The following is a 25968-nucleotide window of genomic DNA, read 5'->3' as shown; positions in this document are numbered from 1 at the left end:
TCAGATGAGGAGGCGCTGTTTCAGCGTGACCGGCGTTGGCCGGAAGCTCTCGGCCTTTGGCGGTGGGCCCGTGAGGTTGCGGATCTTCGCTGCGGGGAGCGGCGGAAGTGATGTGAGCCCGTAGGCGATCGCGGAAGCCATGTTTGCCTGGGCAGATTTGGCCGATTGGAGAACCTCGTTCGTAAACGCCTGGGCCACTGTGCAGTCGGCACAGCCTGGGCAGTCATCGCCATCGGGTTGCGGTGCTGCAGGCTCCCCGTGGCAGGGTGCCTTGGCCGAGACGGCAGCCTGAACCGCCGCGTCTGCGTGACCTTCGAGGCAGCAGGCCACCGCGGGCTGTGCCGCGAAGAAGATCGCGGCGACGAGGACCAGGATGCGGGGCCAGGCGGACATACCGAACCGGCTAGCATGGCCGGGTTAAGACTTCAAATACCGCGCAGGGGTATCGGGTGAACACCCCGTCAGAACGCAGCGAGGATCATGTTCTCAAGCCGCTCCTGCTGGCCTGAGCGCGGCGTCGGATCGAGGTCGTCGGCAAGGGCGCGGCCAGCAATGTCTTCCAGCGACGCACGGGTCATGATCTCCTGGCCGAGAGGTCCGTCCCAGTCGGCGTAGCGACTGACGAGATTGTCCTGCCACGCGCCGTTCTCGATGATCTTGGCTGCCGCGAGAAGGCCTCTCGCCAGGGCGTCGAGGCCGCCGATGTGGCCATAGAAAAGGTCTTCGGGCGCGATGCTCTGTCTACGGACCTTGGAGTCGAAATTGAAACCGCCCGTGGTGAGGCCCCCATGCTTTAGGATATGGATCATCGTCCGGGTGATCTCGATGGGGTCGTTCCAGAACTGGTCCGTGTCCCATCCGTTCTGGGGGTCGCCCCGGTTGGCATCGATGGACCCGAAGATACCGAGAGCGAAGGCGGCGGCTACCTCGTGGTCCATTGTGTTGCCGGCGAGGGTCGCGTGGTTGGTCTCGATGTTCACCTTGACATCTGCGAGCAGGTCATAGCGTTCGAGAAAGCCGTACACGGTTTGTGTATCGCGGTCGTATTGGTGCTTGGTCGGCTCGTGGGGCTTCGGTTCGATGAGAAGCGGCCCTTTGAACCCGATCTTGTGCTTGTGCTCGACCGCGAGGCTCAGCATACGGCCGAGCTGGTCGAGTTCACGGCTGATATCGGTGTTGAGCAGGGTGTCGTACCCCTCGCGGCCACCCCACAGGACGTAGTTTTCGCCGTCGAGACGATGGGTCGCTTCGAGTGCCTGCCTGATCTGGAGCGCGGCGCAGGCAAAAACCTCCGGATCGGGATTGGTGGCCGCGCCAGCCATGTAGCGGGGGTGGGAGAAAAGGTTCGCAGTCCCCCAGAGGAGCTTGACGCCAGTCTCCTGCATCCGCTCCTCGATGGGGTCGAGGATGCGGGCGAAATTCTCCGCATGTTCCTTCATGGTGGATGCGGGGGCCATGACATCGACATCGTGAAAAGCAAAGAACGGGGTGCCAAGCTTTTCGAAAAAAGCGAAGGCCGCGTCGAGCCGCGCCTCTGCCATCTCCTGGCCTTCGAGCCGGTGCCAGCTTCGATCGAAGCTTCCGCCGCCAAAGACGTCGAAGCCATCCCAGCAGAAGCTGTGCCAGAAGCACACGGATGGACGCAAGTGGTCTTCCATCCGCTTGCCGAGGACCATGCGATCCGGGTCATAATACCGGAAAGCAAGATCGTTCGAGGTCTGAGGGCCTTCAAAGGCAATGGGGCCGATATCGTCAAAGTAGGATGCGCTCATCGTCAATTCTCGCTGGGCCGGAAGAGGTGTTCTGTGTTCTGGTAGAGGCTGCGATAGCGCTTGAATTTCGGCAGGAGCCTGTCCCTGAGCGCTTCGGACGGTTCGATCTGGTCGATGACAGCCGTTGGCCTGCAAACCGCCGTAGGCGAATCACCTGTGACGCCCATCCGCGCCAGGCGCGCAGCGCCAAGGGCCGGGCCGACATCGCTGTCGCGCCGGTAGACCAGGGGCTTGCCCAGCATGGCGGCAAGGATTTCGCCCCATCGCCTCGACCTGGAGCCGCCGCCGATCACGGAGATGGACGACACCTGTCGCGCGCTGTCGAGGGCGAGGAAGCCGTCCGCAACGCCGAAGGCGACGCCCTCCAGCACCGACTGCGCAATCTCTGCTGGGCCGGTGCCGTGGTCCATGCCGAAGAAGACCCCTCGGGCACAGGGGTCATTGTGCGGTGTGCGCTCCCCGCTGAGATAGGGAAGGAAGAGAGGGACGCTTTGCTCCTCTGCCTCGTCAGCCAAGGAGATCAACGTAGGGACGTCCTGCTGGTTGGTGAGTTTTGCGGCCCAGTCGAGGCAGCTTGCAGCGGAGAGCATGACCGTCATCTCATGCCAGCGGCCGGGAAGCGCGTGGCAGAATGCGTGAATACCCTTCTCGGGGTTCGGACAGAATCTGCTTCCCGCTACGAAGAGGACGCCCGAGGTGCCGAGCGACAGGAAGGCGTCGCCGTCATCGAGCACGCCGACACCGACGGCGCCTGCCGCATTGTCTCCGCCCCCGGCGACGATCGGCACCGGGTTCATTCCCCACCCTTCGGCGATGCGGGGGAGGAGCGTACCGGTCAGTTCACTGCCTTCGAAGACGTCAGGCATGTGCTCGGGGGAGAGACCGCTCGCTGCCAGCATGTCGCCCGACCATTGCCGCCTGCCCACGTCGAGCCATAGCGTGCCCGAGGCGTCGGAGGCGTCCGTGGCGAAGTCCCCGGACATCCTGAAGCGGATATAGTCCTTGGGCAGAAGAACCTTCGCTATGCGTTCAAAGGTCTCAGGCTCATGCTTGGCGACCCAGAGAGCCTTGGGCGCGGTGAAACCGGGCATGGCAAGATTGCCGGTGATCCGGCGGCTCCCAGGCTCACGGGCTTCGAGTTCTGCGCAAGCATCGGCGGACCTCCCGTCATTCCACAGGATAGCCGGGCGCAGGACCCGGTGGCTGGCGTCGAGGAAGGTCGCCCCGTGCATCTGGCCCGAGAGGCCGATTGCGCGGATTCTTGCCCTTCTGTCCGGTGAGATCCTCCGTACAGCGATCTCTGTTGCATCCCACCAGTCTTCAGGATCCTGCTCTGAGTGAAGTGGCCTTGGCCGTTGGATCGCGAGGGAAGCAAAGCCCTGGTCCACGACGTCGCCTTCGTCATTGACGGCGACTGCCTTGACGCCAGAGGTTCCTATGTCGATGCCCAGATACATGCTCTGCCCCTAAGCTGGCCGCGGCGGCGCTTGGCGCAGCGCTCTGGCGATGGCATCGCGCATCGGCTTCGGCCTGAACCGGGAGTCGTAGGGAGCCGGGCGTTTTTCGACGCCGTCCTCGCGGGGCAGGAAAGTCTGCAGCCAGCTGTCCCGGTCGGTCATGCCCCAGACGAGGAGGTCCTTGACCTCTTCATACTCGAGCATCATCCCCAGATATTCCTCCGTATAGGCTGCAATAATCCTGTCCCTCAACGCCGGGTCCGGCGGGAGGCGGGTGTCGTTGACGTCGAACTCGGTGAGGTAGATGTCAAACCCCATGCTGGTGACGTCATCGACGAAGGCTCTCCAGGCGCGTTTCTTCGCGGGGGTGAATTCGTCGGGCATGTCCTGATTGGAGTGGCTCTGGACGCCAAGGGCATCTATCGGTGTACCCCGTTTGTGCAGATCCTCGAGGAGCCGCAGGACCCCGGTGCGATGGTTCGCGCTCCCGCCCTCCCAGCTCATATAGTCGTTATAGGCAAGGGTGGCGCCGGGCGCTGCATCCCTTGCGATCCGGAAGCACGCATCGATCACTTCGGGAGCGCCGCCCATCGCGCGGGAGTATGACGTTTCGCGATACTCTCCTGTCGTTTCGTCCACCGCTTCGTTGACGACATCCCAAGAGTAGATGACGTCCTGGTTGCGCGAGGCGACCGCGGATATGTAGCGCCGGAGCTCAGCCTCGGCGGCGGAGGGCGAGGAGAATTCCGTCTCGTTGATCCAGTCCGGGAGCCAGCGCGGATGATGCCAGACAAGGGTGTGGCCGCGCATTTTCAGCCCGTTCGTGCGGGCAAAGTCTGCAAGGGCGTCGCTCGGCGCGAAGTTCATCGGCCCCGGATCGGGCTGGATCACATACATCTTGTGCTCGTTCTCCGCGACGATCGTCTCGCACTCCCGGAGAATGAGTGCCCGGTAGTTCGCATCGTCCAGCTGGCGGGCGTTCATTGCGCTTCCAACACGCAAGCCCTTGGCCCTGGCGAGCTCGGCCAGTGACGGCTTGCGACGAGTTCCGAGTACGGAGCAACCGGCGAGTGATGCCGCGCCGCCCGCAAGCGCGAGGACGCTGCGTCGTGTGAAGCAGCCGGTCATTCCGTCACCTCAAGGGTTACGGCCTGTCCGCCAACGGACGAGCCGCCCACTTCGATCCTGAAGTCTCCGGGCTCGACCCGCCTGACCATGTCGGCATCCCAGAACTGAAAATCTTCCCTGTCGAGGGTGAAGGTGACCGTGCGCGTCTCACCGGGTTCGAGGCTGATCCGCTCGAAACCGCGCAGCTCCCTCACGGGCCGCGTGACCGAGCTGACCAGGTCTCGAATGTAGAGCTGGACCACCTCGTCACCGGCCCGGTCGCCGGTATTTGTCACGTCGACGGTGACGTCTACCGATCCGTCTGGGGAGATCTCTTCGGCGGAAAGCACAGGCTCGCTGTAGGAGAACTCCGTGTAGCTGAGGCCGTGGCCGAAGGGGAACAGCGGCGCAGTCGTATCGAAAAGGTATCCGCGCAGGGCGCTGGGCTTGTGGTTGTAGACCAGCGGGAGCTGGCCGACATTCCGGGCCATGGTGACGGGCAGCCTGCCGCCGGGGTTGTAGTCCCCGAAAAGGACGTCGGCGAGGGCCGTGCCGCCTTCCTGGCCGAGATACCAGCCCTGGACCAGGGCATTGGTCCGGGCTGCCACCTGGTCGACGCCCAGGGGCTTGCCGCCGATCAGGACGGTGACGACAGGCTTGCCAAGGGCAAACATCGCATCGGCCAGTTCCTTCTGTTCACCGACGAGTTCGATATCGGTCCGGTCGCCGAGATGGTTGTCCGCCCACCCCTCCCGGCTGGTGGCTTCCGTGCCGCCAATCACGAGGATGATGGCGTCGGCACGGCGGGCGACCTTGCGCGCCTCGCGGATGCGACGGAGGTTCTCTTCGCGATGGGCAAGAACGATGTCGTCCTTCCACCAGTCACCTTCCTCGACGATCTTCACGCCTTCATGGTGGAGGACCTCGACGCTGTCGCCGACTTGTTCCTTGATGCCCGCCAGAGGGGTGATGACGCGGGTTGGGACATCGGAATACCCGCCGAGCCTGACAGCATCCGCGTTCGGCCCGATCACTGCGATGCGGTTCAGGGTGCTGGCATCAAGGGGAAGCGTCCCATCGTTTTTAAGGAGGATGATAGCCTTCCGGGCCGCTTCCTCGGCTAACCGGCGGGCTTCGTCATTGTCGGTGATCTCTTCCGCGTAATCGGCATCGGCAAAGGGGTTGTCGAAGAGACCGGATTCGAACTTGATCCGCAGCATACGCGCGACTGCGCGATCGATCTCTCCTTGGGTGACGCGCCCTTCGGCCAGAGCATCGGGAAGGAAGACGAAAGCGTCGCCGTCGGGAAGGTCGAAGTCGACACCGGACTTCAGGGCACGGACGGCAGCGTCCTGAAGGTCCGCTTCGACATGGTGAAGGGTCGTAAGGTCGCGGATACCCCAGTAGTCACTGACCACGCCGCCTTGATAGCCCCATTCGCCGCGCAAGACATCGTTGAGAAGCCAGGGATTGGCATGAGACGGCACGCCGTCGATCTCATTGTAGGAAGCCATCAGGCTGCGGATATTGGTTCGCGTGACGACCTGCTCGAAGGGCGGGAAGAACACCTCGCGGAGAAGGCGTTCGCTGAGGTTCGCCGGGCCCACATTGGTCCCGCTTTGGGGCTGGCCGTGTCCGGTCATGTGCTTGAGGGTCGCCATGACCTTGTCGTCGGCGATGGGTAGCTCCGTACCTTGGAAACCAAGAACTGCAGCAACGCCGATCTCTCCGGTCAGGTAAGGATCTTCGCCATAGGTCTCCTCGATCCGGCCCCAGCGCGGGTCTCGGGCGACATCGACGACCGGGGACAGGACCATGTGCGCGCCGCGGGCACGGATCTCCCGCGCCACGACGGAGTAGACATCCTCGATGAGCTGGGTGTCCCAGGTCGAGGCGAGGGCAATCGCCTGCGGGAACGAAGTTGCTCCGCGTGCTGCGTAGCCGTGGAGACCTTCTTCGTGGAAGAGGATCGGTATGCCGAGCCGCGTGCCGTTGACGGCGTGGCGCTGCATGGCGTTGACGAGTTCGACGGTCTCACGTTCGTCCCGGAAGGGCTGTTCGAGCGGGCTCGACGGTCCCTGAAGGTCGTTGGGTCTAGCGAAATGGCCGATGCCCGCAGGATAAAGCTCGTCCGCCTTCGCGGGATCGAAGCTCCCGTCGTTGCTGAAAAGCTCCGTCTTCCCAGTCCAGACCGTGGTGATCTGGGCGATCTTCTCGTCCAGTGTCATGCGTCCGAGAAGGTCCTCGATCCGTTCGTCCGTGGGTCGGGATGGGTCCTTGTAGGGCGGCGTCTCCTGCGCCGCGGCGGACGCCAGTAGGGCTATCGCCGGGATTAGTCCGAGGCACTTGAGCACAGCTAGTCTCCCTCCAGCACCGTCTCGCGCGGCGCTTTTCCTCTGACCTCCGGTGATCTCGAAGCCCAGGTGTTGCAGTAATGATAGCGCTAACATTTTCGCCGGCATCGTGGAATAGTGAAGGCGCTGGCTGGCTGATAAATTCGCCATCCAATCCTATGCCTTCATGGTGTCAGCTGCTGCCGCAGTCCGGCTGGCCATTGTCGTCCGCTTCGACCCGGATATTGCCAACGGCGATTTCCTGCCCCGGCTGGCCTTTAATGATCAGGGCACGGTCGAGGCGTGCCATATCCACGCCGCGTTGCGCAAAGCAGGAGAGGGCGAGACGGTGCTCCGACCATTCGCTACCGAGCGATAACGGAAGGGAGGCTTCGCAGCCATTGTCCTGGCAGCCCATGCCGACATCCGCTCTTTCACTGCCTGTCATGCTCTTTGCGCTGAACACAAGCTCCATCGCGCCATTGCTTTCACGCGAGAAGTCGACGGGGTAGGACGAGCGGATGGAGAATGTTTCCGGCTCACGAAAAGATACGGCGAGCGAATCCTCCTGGGCCGATTCATCGACGGCGCGCACCACCACCCGGTCGTCGGCATAGGGAAGATCCCCGATGAAGCCAGAACCTGTGTTTAGGCTCCAGGGCTGGCGTGCTTCACCTCGGGTGAAGAACTCGCCCTTGGCGGCCATCACTTCGTCGTCGAGACCGGACTCTTCGCTCAGCTTGGTAAACTCAGTCAGCTGCCCATAACTCAGCCCGTAACCTACCGGGAACAAAGGGCGAGAGGAGGGATCGGTGACGTTGACCTCCTCATCGGTCGCAAGGGCCGGCCACGAGAAGGAGAGGCGGCCGGTGAAGTCGTAGTTCGGATCGGTCTGGAACAGGAGGTCAGCGACGCCGCCGCCTTGGGATCCGGGAAGCCATGCAGCGACGAAGGCGTCAGAGGCGTTGATCTCTGGATTCGTCCAGAGGGGGCGACCGGAGAGGAAGACGGAGACAATCGGGGTGCCGTCCCGCCCGAGTTCGGCTAAAAGCCCGGTGTCGAACCCGTTCGGGGTGAAGTCGACGTGGGGACGGTCGCCCTGGAACTCGGCATAAGGATCTTCGCCATAAACGGCGATGACAACATCGGCATCGGCTCCGCTGGTGCCTTCAGGATCGTGGATGACCGCTCCCCCTGCCGAGGTGACGACTTCACGGATGCCGTCGAGAATTGACTGGCCACCCGGAAATTCCGAATTCGGAAAGCCGCCGCCCTGCCATGACAGGGTCCAGCCGCCGGAGGCCTTGCTGATGCTGTCAGCACCGTCCCCGACGACAAGAACGGTCAGGCCCGGATCGAGCGGCAGGACCAGGCCGTTATTCTTGAGAAGGACCAGCGACTGCCTGACCGCCTTTCGGGCAAGGGCCTTGTGTTCGGGCGATCCGAGGATGCTGGTATCACCAGCAAAGGGCCTTTCCGAAGGCTTCGGCTTCTCGAAAAGCCCCGAAGCGATCTTGACACGGAGAATGCGGCGGACTGCATCATCGAGCCGCTCCATCGGTATGGTGCTGGACTTCGCGTGGCGGAGGGTGCTTTCATAGAGGCCCCTCCAGCTATCGGGCGCCATGTACATGTCCAGTCCGGCATTCAGGGATTGCGGACAGTCCGTCGTCGAGCATCCCGGAATGAGGGCGTGACCATTCCAGTCTCCGACCACGAAACCATTGAAGCCCATCTGCCCCTTCAGGACGTCGGTAAGAAGCGCCTTCTGGCCATGCATGCGCTGGCCATTCCATGCGGAAAAGGACGCCATCACCGATTGCGCGCCAGCCTCGATCGCGGTGACATAGCCCGCGGCGTGGATGTCGCGCAGCTCCTCCTCGGTGATGAGCGCATCGCCCTGGTCGATCCCGTCATCTGTCCCGCCATCGCCGACGAAATGCTTCGCCGACGGAATGACCTTGCCCGGACCCATGAAACCTCTTTCGCCCACCGTGCCCTGAAGGCCGATGACGATCCGGCCGCCATAGGAGGCGACGATCCGCGGGTCTTCGGAGAAACCCTCATAGGTGCGGCCCCATCGGTCATTCTGCGGCACGGCAAGGGTGGGGGCGAAGGTCCAGTCGTGACCGGAGACCGTCAGCTCTTTCGCGGTCGCGGCGGCGATGGCCTCGATCAGGTCGGGGTCGTTCGCTGCGCCAAGGCCGATATTGTGCGGGAACACCGTCGCGCCCTTGAGGTTGGCGTGCCCATGGACGGCATCGATACCCCAGATGATCGGGATCGCGATCTCCACACCTTCCGGATCGATCGAAGCCTCGTAATAGGCGTCGGCCGCTTCGAGCCATGTCTGCGTATCGGCGTAGGGAAGTGGGCCGGGTGCGGAGTTTCCGCCTGAAAGGACCGAGCCCAGTCGGTATCGCTTGATGTCCTCTGGCGTGACCGAGGCTGAATCGGCCTGGATCACCTGGCCCACTTTCTGTTCGAGCGTCATCCGGGCGAGGATCTCATCGACCCTGGCCTCGATTTCCGGATCGAGGGAGGGGGGCGTGACTGCCGGCCACCGCTCCGGGTGGATTGTGGCCAAGGAGCTTTCAGCGGGTTCGTCAGCGAGAGCTGCCTTCTCGGTGCATCCCGTCGCTGCGGCATAAGCCATCAGCACTAGGATCGTCGAGCGGAGCGGGATGCGAGCGCTGTTGGTCATGTTCGTGTCCTGTATGTTTCCGCGGCCTTGCAACCGCCGCCAGCGGATAAAATCCGGGCCTTTGATGGAAGTCCGGCAACGGTCACCGTGGATGGCGGCCGGCATGTGCGCTGGGGTGAGGCCCTGCCCGAGGCCGACGAAAGACCGATCGGATGGTCCTTGAGATCGTTCATCCTGCCCTCCCCAGCCGCTTGCCATGTGGCTCTCTGGCCACTTCGTGCGAAACCGGTCATCGGTCTTGAACTTCGACGTTGACAACGATGACAACTGTTGACAACGATGACAATCACTCGATGATTACTAAAGTTGACAACGTAGTCAACAGCACAAAACAAGAGTTCGGGTGCGGTTAAAGGGAGGGACTATGAAGGGCGAGGAACGGCTGGAACGGGCCAGGAAACAAGGGCTTTTGTCCGATTTGATGCGCGGTGGCTCCATAGTCGCGCTTGCTGCCGCTGCGGTCATGACCGGCGCCCATGCGCAGGCTGATTCGGATGATGTCGATGACGAGGACGTGATCGTCGTTCGCGGGATCAAGAAGTCACTGCGGGATGCGCAGGACCTCAAAGAGGATGCCGACGTCTTCCTCGACGCAATCTCCGCTGCGGATATCAGTGCACTGCCTGACCGGTCGGTGTCCGAGGCGCTGCAGCGCGTTCCCGGGGTGTCGGTGCTTCGTTTTGCGGGTCCGAACGACCCTGACCATTTCGGTGTCGAGGGATCTGGTGTCATTGTCCGTGGCCTGCCTTTCGTACGCGCGGAGCTGAACGGCAGGGACGTCTTCAGCGCCAGCCAGGGGGGCGGCCTCAATTTCGAGGACGTCTCGCCCGAGCTTCTCGGCAGCGTGATCGTCTTCAAGAACCAGTCAGCCGACATGATCGAGGGCGGCCTGTCCGGCACCGTCGATCTCCGCACCCGTCTGCCATTCGACCAGGATGGCCGTGTGATCGCCGGATCATTCGACTACACCTATTCGGATTTCGCGGAGAAGGGGACGCCCAGCTACTCCGTCCTGCTTTCGGATCGCTGGCAGACCGACGCGGGAAGCTTCGGCCTGCTTGTGAATTTCGCGGACAACGAGCTGAAAAGCCGCGCCGACGCAACTGCGGTTGCCGGTTTCCGTCCTTACACAGATAACGGCGACGGAACCTTCACGCGCTTTGCCTTTGACCAGAACGGCTTCCCCGCCGGGACGAGTCCCGACACGACGGTTTACATCCCTGACGGCGGCGGCATCCGGACCCAGAATTTCGACCGCGGGCGGACGGCCTTTGCGGCAGCCGGACAATGGGAGAGCAATGACGAGACCCTTCTCGCCACGGCGCAGTTCCTGAAGTCGAGCTCCGATCTCACATGGGGAGAGCGTGTCCTCGAATCGACGATCGACAACGCCCCGGATGTGAGGCTCTCAGGGCCTGATTTCTCCTTTGACGAAGACGGTGTGCTGACGAACGGGACGGTGACCGAGACCGTAGGCTGGCGGGGCAATGACGGCCTGCCGCTGAATGGGGTGCAGCAGAGCGTCAACACCCGTGAGCGTGTCGAGGACGAGGAGATCCAGGATCTCAGCTTCAACCTGAAATGGACGCCCAACGACCGTTGGGCCTTCAATTTCGACGCCCAGTTCATCGAGGCGGAAACCGAGGTCTTCGATGTTTCGACGTTCTTCGCGTTCTTCGCCGATCTGACGTTCGACCTCGACGGTGACTATGCCGAGGTCAGCTACGCACCTCCTACGGGGACGCCTCCAGACTATTTTGCCGATTTCGGGAATTACTATTTCCGCGGCAAGATGGATCACTTCCAGGACAACGATGCCGAAGAACAGGCTTTCCGCGCCGATGCCGAGTATGATTTCCACGATGCAGGATGGCTGCAATCGGCACGCTTCGGTGCCCGATACGCGGACCAGGACTCAACCGTGCGCTATACCGCGTTCAACTGGGGCAATGTCTCGGAGATTTGGACGGGTACGGATGTCGGGACTGGCGAGAACATCCTGCGCATCGACGATCCGCGCCTTGATGGCCTGATCGGGTTCGAGCCTTTCTCGGGCTTCTACCGGGACGACTATGACCCGATGATCGCAGGCGTTCCGTACTGGAGCGGTCCGCTGGCGCGCGACTATGACGGCTTCGTCAATGCTATCCAGCCGATCCTCGACTCAGCCGGATCCTTCGGCAACGTGTTGCCCGCCCGGCCGGGGGTGGATGCAGATGGCTTCCTGCCGAGCGAGATCAGCGAAGTCTCGGTCGAGACCTGGGCGTTCTATGGTCGCCTCGATTTCGGCGGTGAGTTGAGCAATGGCATGACCATCGACGGCAATGTGGGCCTGCGCTATGTTTCTGACGAGATCGGCTCGAATGGCTCGTTCACGGTGCAGCCGCTCGACCAGCTCTTCGGCGGAGAAACACCTTCGCAGCTCTGCGCGCCGGGCCGGGTCTTCCCGGGCGGACCTCCGGGCATCTGTTCCCAGGATGTTGCAGCCGTGGAGGCCTTTCTCGCCAATCCGGGTACGGATGATAGTGGTTTCGAAAACGAGGTGGAGAACTGGCTGCCGAGCTTCAACCTGAAGCTCAATCTGACGCCCGAGATGCTCTTGCGCTTTGGTTACTCGCGAGCATTGACGCGCCCGAGCGACCAGCAGCTCAGGACCGACCGGAACATCTTCCTGTTCCCTGACATTCCCGGCGTTTCGGGCAACGAGTTCGGCGGCATCGGATTTTCCTCGACCACCGGCGGCAACCCGTTCCTCGATCCGGTGACTGCGGATAGTTTCGACATCTCCTACGAGTGGTATTTTGCCGACAATGGCAGCTTCTCCTTCGCGCTCTTCCACAAGAGCCTCGAGGGATACTGGGTGACATCGACCGTGGAGGAGGACTTCACGCGGAACGGCGTTACCCTGCCGGTGACCATTCAGCAGACGGTCAATTCTGAGGACGATGTCAACCTGTCAGGCTTCGAGATCGGCTACCAGCAGTTCTACGAGTTCCTGCCCGCGCCGTTTGATGGCCTGGGCACGCAGTTCAACTACACCTATATCGACGCCAACGGTGTGGCCGATATCGACAACACGGTGACGGCGACCTTCCCTAGGGACGGCGAGCTCCTCGAGCGGGTATCCGAGCACCAGTTCAACATCGCTGGCCTCTACCAGAAAGACCGCATCGAGGCGCGTCTCGCCTATAACTGGCGTGATGATTTCCTCCTGACGCGGAGGGATGTGATCTTCCCGTTCGCGTCGATCTATCAAGAGGCAACAGGGCAGCTCGATGGTTCTATCTTCTACAACGTGACGGATGACGTTCGCTTGGGTGTCCAGGCAGTGAACATTCTTGACGACATCACCGAGACAACGGCGTCGATTTCGCCGGACGGACTGCGCGGTGCGCGGAATTACTTCAGGAATGACAGGCGCGTGTCGTTCGTTCTGCGAGCCAACTTCTAGCCGTGCAGGCTCCCGCGTGGGTGTTCTCCCTAGCATCCACGCGGGCTTTTTTGTTCTTCGGAACCTGAACTGACCATGGTGACAAGGAAGCTCCGGACGAGGATGTTCCGGAGCTTCGACGCTTCGCGGCTTGTTCAGCGCTGCGGCCCGGCCGGCAAGGCGCTCTGGATGCATTGTCCTCGTCACGGTCGCGGCCTATGATCTCTTTTCGGGGCGAAGGACCGGTCGCGGGAACCGGTTCCGGCATCCATCACATTGGCCGTGGGGACGGAATGATCCTTGATCGAAGGAGTTTTCTCCTGACCACTTCAGCAGCCGCGATGGCCGGTTCTGCCCGTGCAGGGGAGGCCGTCATCGAGGTCTTCGACCGCCGGGGAGAGGGTATCGTTCCTGCGGGCGCCCGCCTTGAAGAAATTGCCCGGGGTTTCGGCTGGAGCGAAGGTCCCACCTGGGACCGGAAGCGCAGGTGTCTCTATTTCACCGACGTTCCCGGCAACAGGGCCTATCGGTGGAGGAGGGGCGAGGGCGTCTCGGTGTTCCTCGATCCTTCGGGCACGGCGTATGCGGAGGGGTTTCGGGAAGCGGGCGCAAACGGCATGTGGTACACGGATGAGGACAGGCTGCTTATCTGCAACCACGGGCTGCGCCAGATCGAGGCCCTGGATCTGGGAACGGGCGAGCGGGTGGCGTTGGCTTCGTCTTTCGAGGGAAAACGCTTCAACTCTCCGAACGATCTCGTTCCGGCGAAGGACGGTGCGATCTTCTTCACCGATCCGCCCTACGGGCTGCAGGGCGGCGACAATTCTCCGTTGAAGGAACAGCCGGTCAACGGCGTCTATGCGCTCCGCCCCGATGGCAAAGTCGAAAGGCTGCTCTCGGACATGACGCGCCCGAACGGTGTCGCTTTGTCACCTGACGGGAAAAAGCTCTACGTGACGCAGTCCGCAGGGGAGGACCCGATTCTCCGTGAGCTGACGCTAGATCGGAGCAGCAAGGTTTCAGGCGACCGGGTCATCACCGATTTCTCGAGCCTGATGAACGAGGCAAACCCCGGCCTTCCCGATGGGCTGGCCGTGGCAAGGAGCGGCGAGATCTTCGTTGGCGGGCCCGGCGGGGTCGTCGTCGTCCATTCTGACGGCACGCCTCTGGCGCGGATCAGGACAGGGAGCGCCGCCGCGAATTGCTGCTTCGGCGAGGATGGGTCGACGCTGTTCATCACGGCGCACCAGCGGGTGCTGCGCATCCCGACGACATGCCGGGGAGTGCAGTGGACCTGATCGCCGATCTGCGACCGCTGCTGGCGGCTGGTTCTATCGCCCCGCGCGGATTGGCAGCCTCTTGTGCCGCGTACGGAGCTGTCACTCCGTGAGCGAGAATCCCGCCAGCGCGGTCATGCCGGAGGCCCGAGGCGCACGCCTCAGGAGACTCGCGGCCTATGGCGTTGGCGACTATGGGCTCAACATCTACTGGAACATGCTCTCCTTGTTCCTGGTGTTCTGGTACACCACGATCGTGGGGCTCGAGCCGAGGGTCGCCGGCGCGATCTATTTCATCGGAATGGTTTGGGACGCGATCAGCGACCCGATCGTTGCCAATCTTGCAGAGCGGGTGCGCACGGAAAAGGGAACCTACCGGCCGTTCATTCTCTATGGCTCGGGCGCGCTGGGCGTTCTGTTCGTCCTGCTCTTCTGGGCGCCGCCGTTTTCCGGCGCAGCGCTTCTTGCAACCCTTGTCATCGCGGCAATCCTGTTCAGGACCGGATACACCCTGGTGGCCATTCCGTATGCAGCGCTTTCGGCGCGGTTGACGTTCGACAGCGTGGAGCGGACGGAGCTTGCCGGGGTCAGGATGTTTTTCGCCTTCGGGGGCCTGCTGACAGTTTCGCTCCTCGTTCCTCCCTTGTTGAGGGCGCTTTCGGGGGGAGCGGATTATGTCGCATCGGCCTTCATGGTGGTCGCCGGTTTCGGGGCGCTGGTGGCGACAGGGGCACTGCTCCTTTGCTACGTGCTGACCTCGGAGAAGCCTCTCCCCGAAGGGACACAGCTGTTCGTTCTCAGCTCCGCGCAGGTCAGGCGGGTGCTTCTCGGCAATTCGGCGCTGATGATCCTGTTGTCGGTCATTTTCCTCCAGTCGTCCGGAACAGCGAGCCTGATGGTGTCGCTTCTGTTCTTCCTCGAAACGCAGGAGGGACTGGCGAGCCAGGAGACGGTGCTGACCTGTTTCGCGATCGCGACCATGGCGGGCGTGCCCATATGGACGCTGGTCATCAGGCGGATTGGCAAGAAGCGGTGCTGGTTCCTGGCCTCGGGAATGATCGCTGCCGCGGGAGCGACCATGCTCGCGCTGGGGCCGCTGCCTGTCGTCGGCGTGCCGCTTCCTATTCTGGCCTATGGTCTTTGCCTCGGATCGTTCGCGGTCATGCTGTGGAGCTTCGTGCCCGATACGGTCGAATACGGGCAGGTCACGACGGGTGTCCGGGCCGAGGGTATCAGCTTCGGCGCGGTGATGGTGGCGCAGAAACTGGCGGGCGCGAGCATGGGCCTCGTCGTCGGTTTCGTGCTCAGCAAGGTTGGCTTCAACCCTGAACTCACCGAGCAAACCGCGCGGACGGGCAGGGGACTTCTTTCCTTCCTTGCCATCGCGCCCGGAGCGCTCTTTCTTCTCAGCGCTCTTGCGGTCCGTTCCCTTCCTCTCGACAGGAAGCGCCATGCCGACATGGTCTCGGCGCTTTCCGGGAACCGCAGGAGCGAGGAAAGGAGTTCGTGATGGTCCGTATGGTCGACGTGGCGAAGCAGGCCGGCGTGTCGGTCAAGACGGTCAGCCGCGTCCTGAATAACGAACCTCACGTCCAGGAAGCGATGCGCGAGAAAGTTCGCGCGGCAATGGACCAGCTCGGATATGTCCCGTCCGCATCGGCACGGAGCCTGCGCTCCCACCGCAGCTACACCATCATGCTGCTGATCCACGATATTCGCTCGCCATTCACCAATACTGTCCAGTTCGGTGCGCTGCAGGCTTGCCAGGAGCTCGGGTATCACCTGCAGCTTGCCATGGTCGGCTCGGAGACGCTGGAGGACCGCAGCAAGCTGGAGCGGTATTTCGAGAAAACCCTGAGGGCCGGCAAGCCTGATGGGCTCGTGCTCGTGCCGCCGATGGCCAACCATCCGGTGGTGGCGGACGTCATGCCCTCGCTGGGGATCGCGACCATCAGAATCGGGCCGAATGATGTTCCTGACACGGACGAGACGGCCACTGTGACGATTGACGACACCCTTGCCAGCCGGGAGATGACCAAGCACCTTCTCTCGCTCGGACACCGGAGGATTGCCTTCCTGCGCGGCAAGGAGGACCAGGATGCAACCCAGCGCCGGTTTGAGGGCTATGCGCAGGCGCTGTCAGACGCTGGTGTCGCTCGTGACCCCTCGATCATTCTTCCGGGTACGTTTAATTTCGAGTCGGGCCTTGCGTCAGGCGAGAAACTCCTCGCCATGAAGGAGCCTCCGACAGCTGTCTTTGCCGCTAATGACGACATGGCCGCAGGCGTCATCATGGCGGCCCACCGGCTGGGGGTCGATGTGCCCTCGCAGCTCTCCGTTGCAGGCTTTGACGATTCGGAGATTGCGGAGCGGACCTGGCCGACGATCACCACCATCCGGCAGCCTCTGGAAGAGATCGGCATGGCAGCGATCGAGAGCCTTGTGGCCGCTGCCGGTGGGTCGGCGCAGCCCCTGCGATCGAAGACGCTGCCCTTCGAGCTCCTGATCCGGAATTCCACCGCCCCCGTCAAATGACCCTAAGCCCACCACTCGATTGACAACGTAAGTCAAGACAGGTCTGATCCTTCAAGGGAAGGAATGTCTGCGGAGGCATCATGTCAGGGCATCCGGACAAGAAGCGCGTGTTGATCGTCGGTGGAGGAACCGCCGGCTGGATGACCGCCGCAGGGCTTGCGAGCCTGCTGGGCGATCATCTCGATATCACGCTGATCGAATCCGAAGCGATCGGCATCGTCGGCGTCGGCGAAGCAACCCTGCCGCATATCAGGCATTTCAACAGGACCATCGGCATTGACGAAATGGACCTGATGGCGGCGACCAGCGCTACGGTGAAGCTGGGCATCGAGTTTTGTGACTGGGCCAGGCTCGACGACCGCTATATCCACCCCTTCGGCGACTACGGCGTACCAAGCGACGGCACGCCCTTTCACCATTTCTGGCGGCGGGCGATCGACGATGCCGGGCCGATCGGTCACTACTCCCTGCCTGTCGTCATGTCTTACGCGGGCAAGTTTTCTCCGCCATCGGAAGATCCGCGTTCGCTCCTCTCATCCTACCGATGGGCTTACCAGTTCGACGCGACGGCCTATGCCCCGTATCTGCGGCGACTTGCCGAAGCGCGTGGCGTACGGAGGATCGAAGGCAGGATTACGGGATCCAAGAGGGACGAGAACGGCGATATTGCTTCGGTGACGCTGGAAAACGGTGAGAGCCATGCTGCCGACTTGTTCATCGACTGTTCCGGATTTCGTGGCCTTCTGATCGAGGGAGCGCTCGCTACGGGATACGAGGATTGGACCCGGTGGCTGCCTTGCGACCGAGCCGTTGCTGCACCGTGTGAGCATGCAGGTGAGCTGCTTCCGTTCACGAGAGCCACCGCGCGCGGTGCCGGGTGGCAGTGGCGTATCCCGCTCCAGCACCGAACAGGCAACGGCTATGTCTATTCCAGTGCGCACACGGACGACCAGGATGCTGAAGACCAGCTCGTTCAGTCGCTTGAAGGCAGGCCTCTCGCTGATCCGCGGGTACTGCGCTTCACAACGGGCAAGAGACGCAAGCTCTGGAACCGGAACGTCGTGGCAATCGGGCTGTCGGGAGGATTCCTCGAGCCGCTTGAAAGCACCTCGATCTATCTCATCCAACAGGGGATCACCTACCTGATCGAACTCCTCACTGCAGGGCCGGCACCTGAACCGGTGAAGGACGAATACAACCGGATGATGGACCTCGAGTTCGAACGGATCCGCGATTTCCTGATCCTCCACTACCACGCCACGGAGCGCGAGGACACGGCATTCTGGAATGACATGCGTAACCTCCGCATTCCGCACTCTCTTGAGGAGAAGATGGCGCTGTTCCGCGCGCGGGGACGGGTGCAAACCTACGATTACGGCCTGTTCCTCGAAGCGAGCTGGGTGGCTGTCTATCTGGGCCAGCGGGTTGTCCCGAGCGCTTATGATCTTCGTGCTGACGAGGTTTCCGAGGAGGAGCTTCTCGGCCGGCTATCCTCGATGAAGGCGATGATGGCGACCGCGACGAAAAGGATGCCAAGCCATGCCGACTGGATCGCCAGCAATTGCCCGGCAGGCGCAAGGAGTGCTGCGTGAGGGGCGGGATTCTTGTGAGAGGCGCGGGCTATGCCCCTTGGCTCGCAGCGTGTCTTTTTGCACGGTTTGTACCTGCTTCGCTTCCTGTCGGGGTGGAGACCGGGAAAGGCTCCGGCCGGAACGCCCTCATCCGGCCGGAAGATCGCAGGGCCCTGGCCGCGATCGGGGTCGATAGCGGCGCGCTCCTTCAGGCACAGGCCCGGAGGTTTCATTCTTGGGGTGGGCGTTTCGGCCATGCCATTCCGTTCTCGGATGGAAAGGCTGACGGGTTCGAGGTGGACGGTGAGCGTTACCGTTCGCTTCTCTCGCGGATCGCACGGCGGGCAGAGGTGCGGGAGAGGATCGAAGCTCCTTCATTGACGGTCGTCGTTTCGGATGGTGCAGATCTGCGAATTTCGGATCTGGCACTGGGCGCTGCGCGATTGCCTGCAGCGCGCAGGGAAGAGTTCGAGCATCTCTGCCTTGTGCGGGGGGTCATGGCCGTCGTTTTCGCTCTTCCAGGGGAAGATCCAACCACTGAGGAAATGGCGGAGATGACGCGGCTGTCAGCACGGCATTCGGCGGCAGTGGAGGACATGCTCGCGCTTCTCGAAGGAGGCGAGGGTAGCGAAAACCTTGCCCACCGAAAGGCCCTGTTCCGAGCTTGCGGCCGGGTCGCGCCCTTCGACGACGACCCGTTCGGGCGCAGTGAGTGGCACGTCGCGCTCCTCAAAATGTGCGGCCAGCCAGAAGACCATGCACTGATTGCCGGAAGGACCGGGCGCGGATGAACGAGCGAATTCGATCGGTTGTCATCGTCGGCGGCGGCACTGCGGGATGGATGACAGCTGCTGCGCTGGCCCGCTACCTGCCCCGTGAGACGACGTCGATCACGCTGGTGGAGTCCGAGGAGATCGGCACGGTCGGTGTCGGCGAGGCGACCATTCCGCAAATTGCGACCTTCAACAGGATGCTCGGGATCGACGAGGACGCTTTCCTCCGGGAGACCCAAGCGACGTTCAAGCTCGGCATCGAGTTCCGCGACTGGGGCCGGCTGGGCGAGCGGTATCTGCACCCCTTCGGTACTTATGGTTGGGACCTTCAGGGGACGGAGTTCCATCACTTCTGGATGCGAGCGCGTAGGACGGGGGAGAGCAATTCGCTGGATGACTACTGCCTGAACAGCGCTGCCGCATACGCCGGGAAGTTCGCGCGGCCGGACGGTAACCCGCGCTCGCCCCTGTCCCGGCTAGCCTACGCGTTCCATTTCGACGCCCTTCTCTATGCGAAGTTTCTACGGGTTTTTGCGGAGGCGAGGGGAGTGAATCGCGTCGAGGGGCGGGTCGGGAGCGTCGAACAAGAAGGCGACACAGGGTTCGTCAGGCGCCTTGGTCTCGAGGACGGACGCAGCATCGAGGGAGAGCTGTTCATCGACTGCACGGGTTTCGTTGGCCTTCTGATCGAAAAGGCGCTCGCAGCCGGTTATGACGACTGGACGGAGCTGCTGCCGATGGACCGGGCGGTTGCTATGCCCTGCGCGAGGATCGAAGAACCCAAGCCCTATACCATTGCGACGGCAAGGGGCGCTGGCTGGACGTGGCGGATACCCCTGCGACACAGGACCGGGAACGGTCATGTCTATGCGTCGCGGTACACGGACAAGGAAGCGGCGACACAAATTCTGATGGATGCTCTCGACGGCGAGCCGTTGGCAGAGCCCCGGCATCTGAGTTTCACCACCGGTATCCGGCGGAAGTTCTGGGATCGGAACGTGGTCGCCATTGGGCTTTCGGGCGGCTTTCTCGAACCCCTCGAGAGCACCAGTATCCATATGATCCAGACTGCGATTGCCAAGCTGCTCGCGCTCTTCCCCGACACGTCGTGGAGTGCGGTCGACCGCGACGAATATAACCGCCTGCTGACGACCACGTTCACCCATATCCGCGACTTCATTGTCCTGCACTACGTTGCGACGAGCCGCGATGACACGCCCTTCTGGCGTGACCGGAAAAAGGTCGAGATTCCTGAAACCCTCGCGCGCAAGATGGCCCTGATCGAAGGAGCGGGGCGGTTCTTCCGCTACGAAGACGAGCTGTTCTCGGTAACAAGCTGGCTCGCGGTCATGGGCGGGCAGGGGCGAGGCCCATCGGCCTATAACCCGATCGCGGACGGCATCTCCGACACCAACCTCAAGGCGAGCCTTGCGGACATGCGAAGCGTCATTATGCGGACGGTCAATGCCATGCCGCGGCATGAAGAATTCCTGAGCCGGGTGACCCGATGACAGGCCCCCATGATATTCGCAATATCGTCATCCTCGGCGGCGGCACCGCGGGGTGGATGGCGGCCGCTGCTTTCTCCTACCTTCTTGATACGGAAAGAACCAAGGTCACATTGGTCGAATCCGAAGCGATCGGCACTGTCGGCGTCGGTGAAGCCACAATTCCGCCGATCCTCCTGTTCAACCAGATGCTCGGGATCGATGAGAACGAATTCCTGTCCCGCACCCAGGGCACGATCAAGCTAGGGATCGAATTCCGTGACTGGCTGCGCAGGGGACATAGCTATTTCCACCCCTTCGGAGACTTCGGGACAGCGATCGAAACAGTTCCGATGCACCATTTTTGGTTACGCCAGAAAGCGATGGGTCTTCCGGTTGCTGATCTATTCGAATTCTCACTGATGGCTCGGGCGGCCCGGAAAGGCCGCTTCATGCGCCCGGTCTCGGGCGACGCTCGCTCCGTTCTCGCAGGAATCCATTACGCCTACCAGTTCGACGCAAGCCTCTACGCGGGTTTCCTGCGCGAATATGCGGAGAAGCGAGGGGTTGCGCGACTCGAAGGCAGGGTCGCTAAGGTCCATCAGGACACAGAGAGCGGGTATGTCACGTCTCTCCTTCTCGAAGATGGACGCGAGATCAGCGGTGAGCTTTTCATCGACTGCTCTGGCTTCCGGGGTGTGCTGATCGAGCAAACGCTAGAAGCGGGCTATGAGGACTGGTCATCATGGCTGCCAGCCGACCGGGCAGTTGCGGTGCCGTGTGCGAAGGTGTCAGACCCCGTTCCCTTCACCCGAGCCACGGCGCACGAGGCTGGGTGGCAATGGCGCATCCCGCTGCAACATCGCACGGGAAACGGTCACGTCTACTGCTCGGGGTTCACGGATGACCAGACAGCCCTCGACAGGCTGTTGGAAAATCTTGACGGCGAGCCGCTGGCCGATCCCCATCCTCTGCGTTTCGTCACAGGGCACAGGCGGATATTCTGGGACAGGAACGTCGTTGCACTCGGCTTGGCGCAGGGTTTTCTGGAACCTCTGGAAAGCACGTCCATCCACCTCGTCCAGCAGGGCATCGCGCGGCTGATGGCACATTTCCCTGATCGTCGTTTCAGCCCGGCGGCACGTGATGCCTATAACCGGCGGACCCTGTGGGAGTATGAGCGGATCAGGGATTTCCTTGTCCTTCACTATACGGCGACCGAGCGCGATGATAGCCCATTCTGGCGGCACTGCCAGACCATTCCGCATCCAGACGATCTGCGGCGGAAGATGGAGATGTTCGAGCAGACGGGCCGCATCCACCGCGAAGACCAGGAACTCTTCACGGAGTCGTCCTGGCTGGCCGTCATGCACGGGCAGGGGATAGAACCAAGCGGCTGGTCGCCGCTGGTGGAGCGTTTTCCCGTCGCCGACATGCAACAGCGTCTCGCGCGCATGCACAGCGTCATCGACCGGGCGTCCGATGCGATGCCGACGCATGCGGATTTCCTTAGCTCGACAAGGAATGCCTGACTGTACCAGTTCCTCGTGGAAGATCGTTTCTTGGTTTCTGCAGCCAGGAGGAGGAGCGGCATTGCCAAACCTGGTCCCGGCGGGAGCCGCAGGGATGACAGGCTGAGGCGCAGGATTGGTTGCTATCGGCATAGCAGGCTGGTTTGGGCTCATCCTGCCGGGCCTCATCGCCCGCATGGTCGCCTCGGCATCGAACCTTGGCGTACGATATCTTTGCTGGTGGATGATGCGGTGCAGGCTCAGCAAGCGCATGAACCAAGAAGGCGCCGCGTACCGAACCGTTCGCGCTCGTTGGCCTCAGCCTCCCGGCAGAGTGCGAATGCAAACTAGCCCCTGCGGCGCCGGTCGCGCTTGTCCTACAGGAATGCACCATCGAAGGCTCAGATGGCGGTGGAAACGACCCCGGCGACCAACTCTCTCCCGTGCAGGTTTCCACCGCGCGGGATCGCTTCGAAATCCTGCGCACTGTTGAGGGACAAAACTCTCGACCCCAGACGATTGGTTAAATGATCGTCCCGCCGGGCCCTATCGGTTCAGATGCCGCACGGCCTCGAGCAGTTCCTCGGCCGCCTGCTCGGCCGCCGCGAGTTTGATGGCAACCATCAGATCCTCGCGCCCCGCCATAGCCAAGAACGTGGCGAGCACCTCGTCGGAGTGGCGCGCCAGCGCGGTCAGGTGAGCACCGCTCGGACCGTAAGTACCCGAGAACCAGTTCTTCACCGTCTTCTCGTTGGCACCCGTCCAGGCTGCCACGGTCTTCACGCCCGCCCGACTATCTCCCAACGATCGTTTCAACGCCGCCGCGATTTCTTCGACGAAGCCGCCATTCGTTAGCTGCTCCGTTTTTTGATTATATCCGTTTTCCCTTGGAAAGAACTTGCCCTTTTTCGGAAACGACATTCCACCCTCCTTCGCTTTACATGGACGCGAAGAATTCAGCCGTTGATTCCGGCGGGAGCGATGGATTTGCCTGGAATAATGAGGAGATACGGATGTGAGCGGTCGTTGGGCGACCCATTCAGACACGAGCGACGCGCCGCCTGAGAAGGATGTGCCGGCCGTCGCCTATGTGCGGATGTCGACCGATCACCAGAAGTACTCCACCGAGAACCAGCTCGATGTCATTCGCAGCTATGCCGAGGCTCGTGGCCTGAACATTCTGCGCACGTTTGAGGACTCAGGCCGGTCGGGATTACGACTCGACGGCCGGGAGGCGCTCCAAAAGCTGATGGCCGAGGTCCAATCCGGCCAAGCCGACTTCAGGGCGATCCTTGTCTATGACGTCAGCCGATGGGGTCGATTTCAGGACGCCGATGAGGGCGCATACCATGAGCACGTCTGTTCCCGCGCCGGGATCAGGGTCCACTACTGCGGCGAGCAGTTCGAGAACGATGGCAGCATCGGCTCTAACCTTCTGAAGACCGTCAAGCGCGTCATGGCCGGCGAATACAGCCGTGAGCTTTCGGTGAAGGTTTTTGCGGGGCAATGCCGCCTGGTAGAGCTTGGATATCGCCAAGGCGGCGCGGCCGGATACGGGTTGCGGCGCGTGTTGATCGACGAGCACGGCAACCCGAAGGGTGAGCTGTCGCGCGGCGAGCAGAAGAGCCTGCAGACCGACCGCGTGATCCTGGTCTCCGGCCCCGAGGAGGAACAGCGGGTCGTCCAGCGCATGTACGAGATGTTCGTGAATGAGGGGCGGCCCGAGCGCGAGATCGCGGAGGTCCTGAACGCCGAAGGTCACCGCACCGATCTCGACCGACCGTGGACCCGGGCGACTGTCCATCAGGTGCTGACCAACGAAAAATACATCGGGAACGACGTCTTCAACAAGGTGTCGTTCAAGCTGAAGCAGCGCCGCGTCGTGAATCCACGGGACATGTGGATCCGGGCCGAGGGCGCCTATCCGGCCATCGTCAACAAAGCGCTGTTTTTGCGCGCGCGGGAAATCGTGGATGCCCGCAGCCGCCATTTCTCGGACGAGGAGTTGCTCGATGCCCTGCGGGCGATCCTGAAACGACAGGGCCAGCTGTCCGGGCTGATTATCGACGAGGAGAACGATCTGCCCTCGTCCAGCGCTTATCGCAGTCGCTTTGGCAGCCTGCTGCGCGCCTATCGCCTCATCGGCTATGAGCCGGAGCGGGACTACCGCTACATCGAGATCAACAAGGCGCTGCGCGCTGCCCACCCCCAGGTCGTTGAGGAGATCATCGAGGGCGTGGCCGCCCAGGGAGGTCGCGTAGTGCAGGCCCCCGACACGCAGCTGCTGCGCGTGAATGATGAATTCACAGTGTCGGTCGTTCTGGCCCGCTGCCAGGCGACGGCAACTGGATCCTTGCGCTGGCACATCCGTCTCGACACCGGCCTCGTTCCGGACATCACGATTGCTGTGCGGATGAACGAGACCAACGACGCGCCGCGCGATTTCTACCTTCTACCCGGCATCGACATGACCGACGCGCGGCTGAAGATGGCCGAGCAGAACGGCCTGTGGCTCGATGCCTATCGAACTGAAACACTTGACGATTTCTACGCCCTCGCTGGGCGGGCGAAGGTGACGGAGGTGGCATGATGGCCAAAAGCGCGGAACAAACTCACCCAACGGAAGTCACCCTGGTCCCGACCGACAGCATTCGGGTTCTCAATCCACGGGTCCGAAACCCCAGGACGTTTGCGGACATGGTGGAGAACATTGCCAAGATCGGTCTGAAACGCCCAATCACCGTGACCCGCCGCACCGACACGGATCCTCAGGAGTATGATCTTGTCTGCGGTCAAGGTCGCCTCGAAGCCTTTATCGAGCTGAAACAGAAAGCCATCCCGGCCATCGTCATCGACGCCGATGAGTCCGACTGCCTGGTAATGAGCCTCGTCGAAAATTGCGCGCGTCGCCAACATCGCCCGATCGATCTGATGCGGGAGATCGGCACGCTCCGCGAACGCGGCTACAATGATCGCCAGATCAGCGACAAGATCGGCGTTTCGCCGGACTACGTCGGGATGATCGCGGGCCTTTTGGAGCGCGGCGAGGAGCGGCTCGTCACCGCCGTCGAGACGGGTTTGCTGCCGCTCAACCTCGCCATCGACATATCGAAGACCGATGCCGAAGGCGCGCAGCGTGCGCTGATGGATGCCTACACGCAGAAGAAACTGCGCGGAAAGAAACTCGCGGCGGCCCGGCGTCTGATCGAACAGCGCGAGGCCCGTGGAAAGAAGATCCATCCCAAGCAATACGGCCGCGACGGCCGAAACCGGCGACCGCTGACGAGCGAAGCGTTGGTGCGCGCCTACCAGAAGGAAGCGGACCGCCAGAAGCTTCTGATCAAGAAAGCGGAACTGACGCAGGGGCGGCTGCTGTTCATCTGCCAGGCATTTCGGACACTACTCGAGGACGATCATTTCGTGACGCTGCTGCGCGCGGAAGGTCTGGAAACCATGCCCAGCTACCTGCAGGACACCCTCGCCGAGGGGGCAGTGCCATGACCAAGAAGGTTCAGCTCGGCTTCGAGAACGATTGCGTCACGATCCCGGTCGCGGACATCCTACCGGTCAGAGTGCTGAGCAAGTCCATCAAGTCCAGCCGGAAATACACCCAGATCACAGCGTCGATCCGCGAGATCGGGTTGGTCGAGCCGCCGGTGGTCGCGCGAAACGGGGACGCCAGCGGCAGCTGGCTGCTGCTCGACGGACATGTCCGGATCGAAGTCCTGAAGGATCTGGGTCAGGAACAGGTTGAATGCCTCGTGTCGACCGACGACGAGGCCTTCACCTACAACAAGCGCATCAGCCGTATCGCGCCCATTCAGGAGCACCGGATGATCCTGAAAGCGATCGAGCGCGGTGTCTCGGAGGAGAAGATCGCGGCTGCTCTGGACCTCAACCCGCGCAGCTGACCCGTCCCCTTTGAACGCAGCCAGTCTGAGTGAAAGAATGGCTTGTCTGCAGGAGAAGAGCGATGGGCGCGAAGCGCTACAAACCCGAGGAAATCATCTC

The 25968-nt window shown here is 62.2% G+C and carries 17 protein-coding genes and 1 pseudogene; 11 read left to right on the top strand and 7 right to left on the bottom strand.

Annotated features, from left to right (window positions below; all coding sequences use genetic code 11):
* The 6 genes from IE053_RS08380 to IE053_RS08355 form a co-directional block, all read right to left on the bottom strand.
* Positions 1-393, bottom strand: a complete 393-nt coding sequence (locus tag IE053_RS08380; protein ID WP_189574889.1) for a hypothetical protein — start codon at positions 391-393, stop codon at positions 1-3.
* A 68-nt stretch (positions 394-461) separates the two neighbouring features.
* Positions 462-1772: a xylose isomerase gene (gene xylA, locus IE053_RS08375; RefSeq protein WP_189574887.1), complete on the bottom strand. Its 1311-nt coding sequence runs from the start codon at positions 1770-1772 to the stop codon at positions 462-464.
* A 2-nt stretch (positions 1773-1774) separates the two neighbouring features.
* Positions 1775-3229, bottom strand: coding sequence for a xylulokinase (gene xylB, locus IE053_RS08370; protein WP_189574885.1), 1455 nt, complete (start codon positions 3227-3229; stop codon positions 1775-1777).
* A 9-nt stretch (positions 3230-3238) separates the two neighbouring features.
* Positions 3239-4357 (bottom strand): endo-1,4-beta-xylanase, encoded by a 1119-nt coding sequence (locus IE053_RS08365; RefSeq protein WP_189574883.1) that lies wholly within the window; start codon positions 4355-4357, stop codon positions 3239-3241.
* Positions 4354-6786: a glycoside hydrolase family 3 N-terminal domain-containing protein gene (locus IE053_RS08360; protein ID WP_189576892.1), complete on the bottom strand. Its 2433-nt coding sequence runs from the start codon at positions 6784-6786 to the stop codon at positions 4354-4356. The genes IE053_RS08365 and IE053_RS08360 overlap by 4 nt, the downstream gene beginning before the upstream one ends.
* A gap of 76 nt (positions 6787-6862) precedes the next feature.
* Positions 6863-9373, bottom strand: coding sequence for a glycoside hydrolase family 3 protein (locus IE053_RS08355; protein WP_229786146.1), 2511 nt, complete (start codon positions 9371-9373; stop codon positions 6863-6865).
* 364 nt (positions 9374-9737) lie between these two features.
* Here IE053_RS08355 and IE053_RS08350 point away from each other — a divergent pair, with 364 nt between their 5' ends.
* The 8 genes from IE053_RS08350 to IE053_RS08315 all read left to right on the top strand — a co-directional run bounded on the left by IE053_RS08350 (position 9738) and on the right by IE053_RS08315 (position 21978).
* The gene (locus IE053_RS08350) at positions 9738-12824 is read left to right on the top strand and encodes a TonB-dependent receptor (RefSeq protein ID WP_189574881.1); all 3087 of its coding nucleotides are present in this window, start codon (positions 9738-9740) and stop codon (positions 12822-12824) included.
* Between the two features lie 197 nt (positions 12825-13021).
* Positions 13022-14101 (top strand): SMP-30/gluconolactonase/LRE family protein, encoded by a 1080-nt coding sequence (locus IE053_RS08345; RefSeq protein WP_229786145.1) that lies wholly within the window; start codon positions 13022-13024, stop codon positions 14099-14101.
* Positions 14102-14189: 88 nt separating this feature from the next.
* Entirely contained in the window at positions 14190-15590 is a 1401-nt protein-coding gene (locus IE053_RS08340; protein WP_189574879.1) for an MFS transporter, read from the top strand.
* Positions 15590-16615, top strand: a complete 1026-nt coding sequence (locus tag IE053_RS08335; protein ID WP_189574877.1) for a LacI family DNA-binding transcriptional regulator — start codon at positions 15590-15592, stop codon at positions 16613-16615. Before IE053_RS08340 ends, IE053_RS08335 begins: the two co-directional genes overlap by 1 nt.
* A gap of 80 nt (positions 16616-16695) precedes the next feature.
* Positions 16696-18207, top strand: coding sequence for a tryptophan halogenase family protein (locus IE053_RS08330; RefSeq protein WP_189574875.1), 1512 nt, complete (start codon positions 16696-16698; stop codon positions 18205-18207).
* Positions 18204-18977 carry a hypothetical protein gene (locus tag IE053_RS08325; RefSeq protein WP_189574873.1) on the top strand — a complete coding sequence of 258 codons (774 nt, stop codon included), beginning with the start codon at positions 18204-18206 and terminating at the stop codon, positions 18975-18977. Before IE053_RS08330 ends, IE053_RS08325 begins: the two co-directional genes overlap by 4 nt.
* The gene (locus IE053_RS08320; protein ID WP_189574871.1) at positions 18974-20470 is read left to right on the top strand and encodes a tryptophan halogenase family protein; all 1497 of its coding nucleotides are present in this window, start codon (positions 18974-18976) and stop codon (positions 20468-20470) included. The genes IE053_RS08325 and IE053_RS08320 overlap by 4 nt, the downstream gene beginning before the upstream one ends.
* Positions 20467-21978 (top strand): tryptophan halogenase family protein, encoded by a 1512-nt coding sequence (locus tag IE053_RS08315; protein WP_189574869.1) that lies wholly within the window; start codon positions 20467-20469, stop codon positions 21976-21978. Before IE053_RS08320 ends, IE053_RS08315 begins: the two co-directional genes overlap by 4 nt.
* A gap of 525 nt (positions 21979-22503) precedes the next feature.
* Here the strand turns inward: IE053_RS08315 and IE053_RS08310 are convergent.
* Positions 22504-22878 (bottom strand): hypothetical protein, encoded by a 375-nt coding sequence (locus IE053_RS08310; protein ID WP_189574867.1) that lies wholly within the window; start codon positions 22876-22878, stop codon positions 22504-22506.
* A gap of 151 nt (positions 22879-23029) precedes the next feature.
* Here IE053_RS08310 and IE053_RS08305 point away from each other — a divergent pair, with 151 nt between their 5' ends.
* The 3 genes and pseudogenes from IE053_RS08305 to IE053_RS08295 all read left to right on the top strand — a co-directional run.
* Positions 23030-24547: a recombinase family protein gene (locus tag IE053_RS08305; protein WP_189576886.1), complete on the top strand. Its 1518-nt coding sequence runs from the start codon at positions 23030-23032 to the stop codon at positions 24545-24547.
* Positions 24547-25458, top strand: coding sequence for a plasmid partitioning protein RepB C-terminal domain-containing protein (locus tag IE053_RS08300; RefSeq protein ID WP_373302878.1), 912 nt, complete (start codon positions 24547-24549; stop codon positions 25456-25458). Before IE053_RS08305 ends, IE053_RS08300 begins: the two co-directional genes overlap by 1 nt.
* Positions 25455-25865, top strand: a pseudogene (locus IE053_RS08295) (ParB/RepB/Spo0J family partition protein); the annotation flags it as partial. The gene IE053_RS08300 and the pseudogene IE053_RS08295, both read left to right, overlap by 4 nt.
* Between the last annotated feature and the right edge of the window lie 103 nt (positions 25866-25968).

The sequence above is a fragment of the Parvularcula lutaonensis genome (assembly GCF_014651915.1).
Taxonomy (GTDB): domain Bacteria; phylum Pseudomonadota; class Alphaproteobacteria; order Caulobacterales; family Parvularculaceae; genus Parvularcula; species Parvularcula lutaonensis.
The sequence above is the reverse complement of the archived record's forward strand: the minus strand, read 5'-3'. Positions and strand labels throughout refer to the sequence as shown.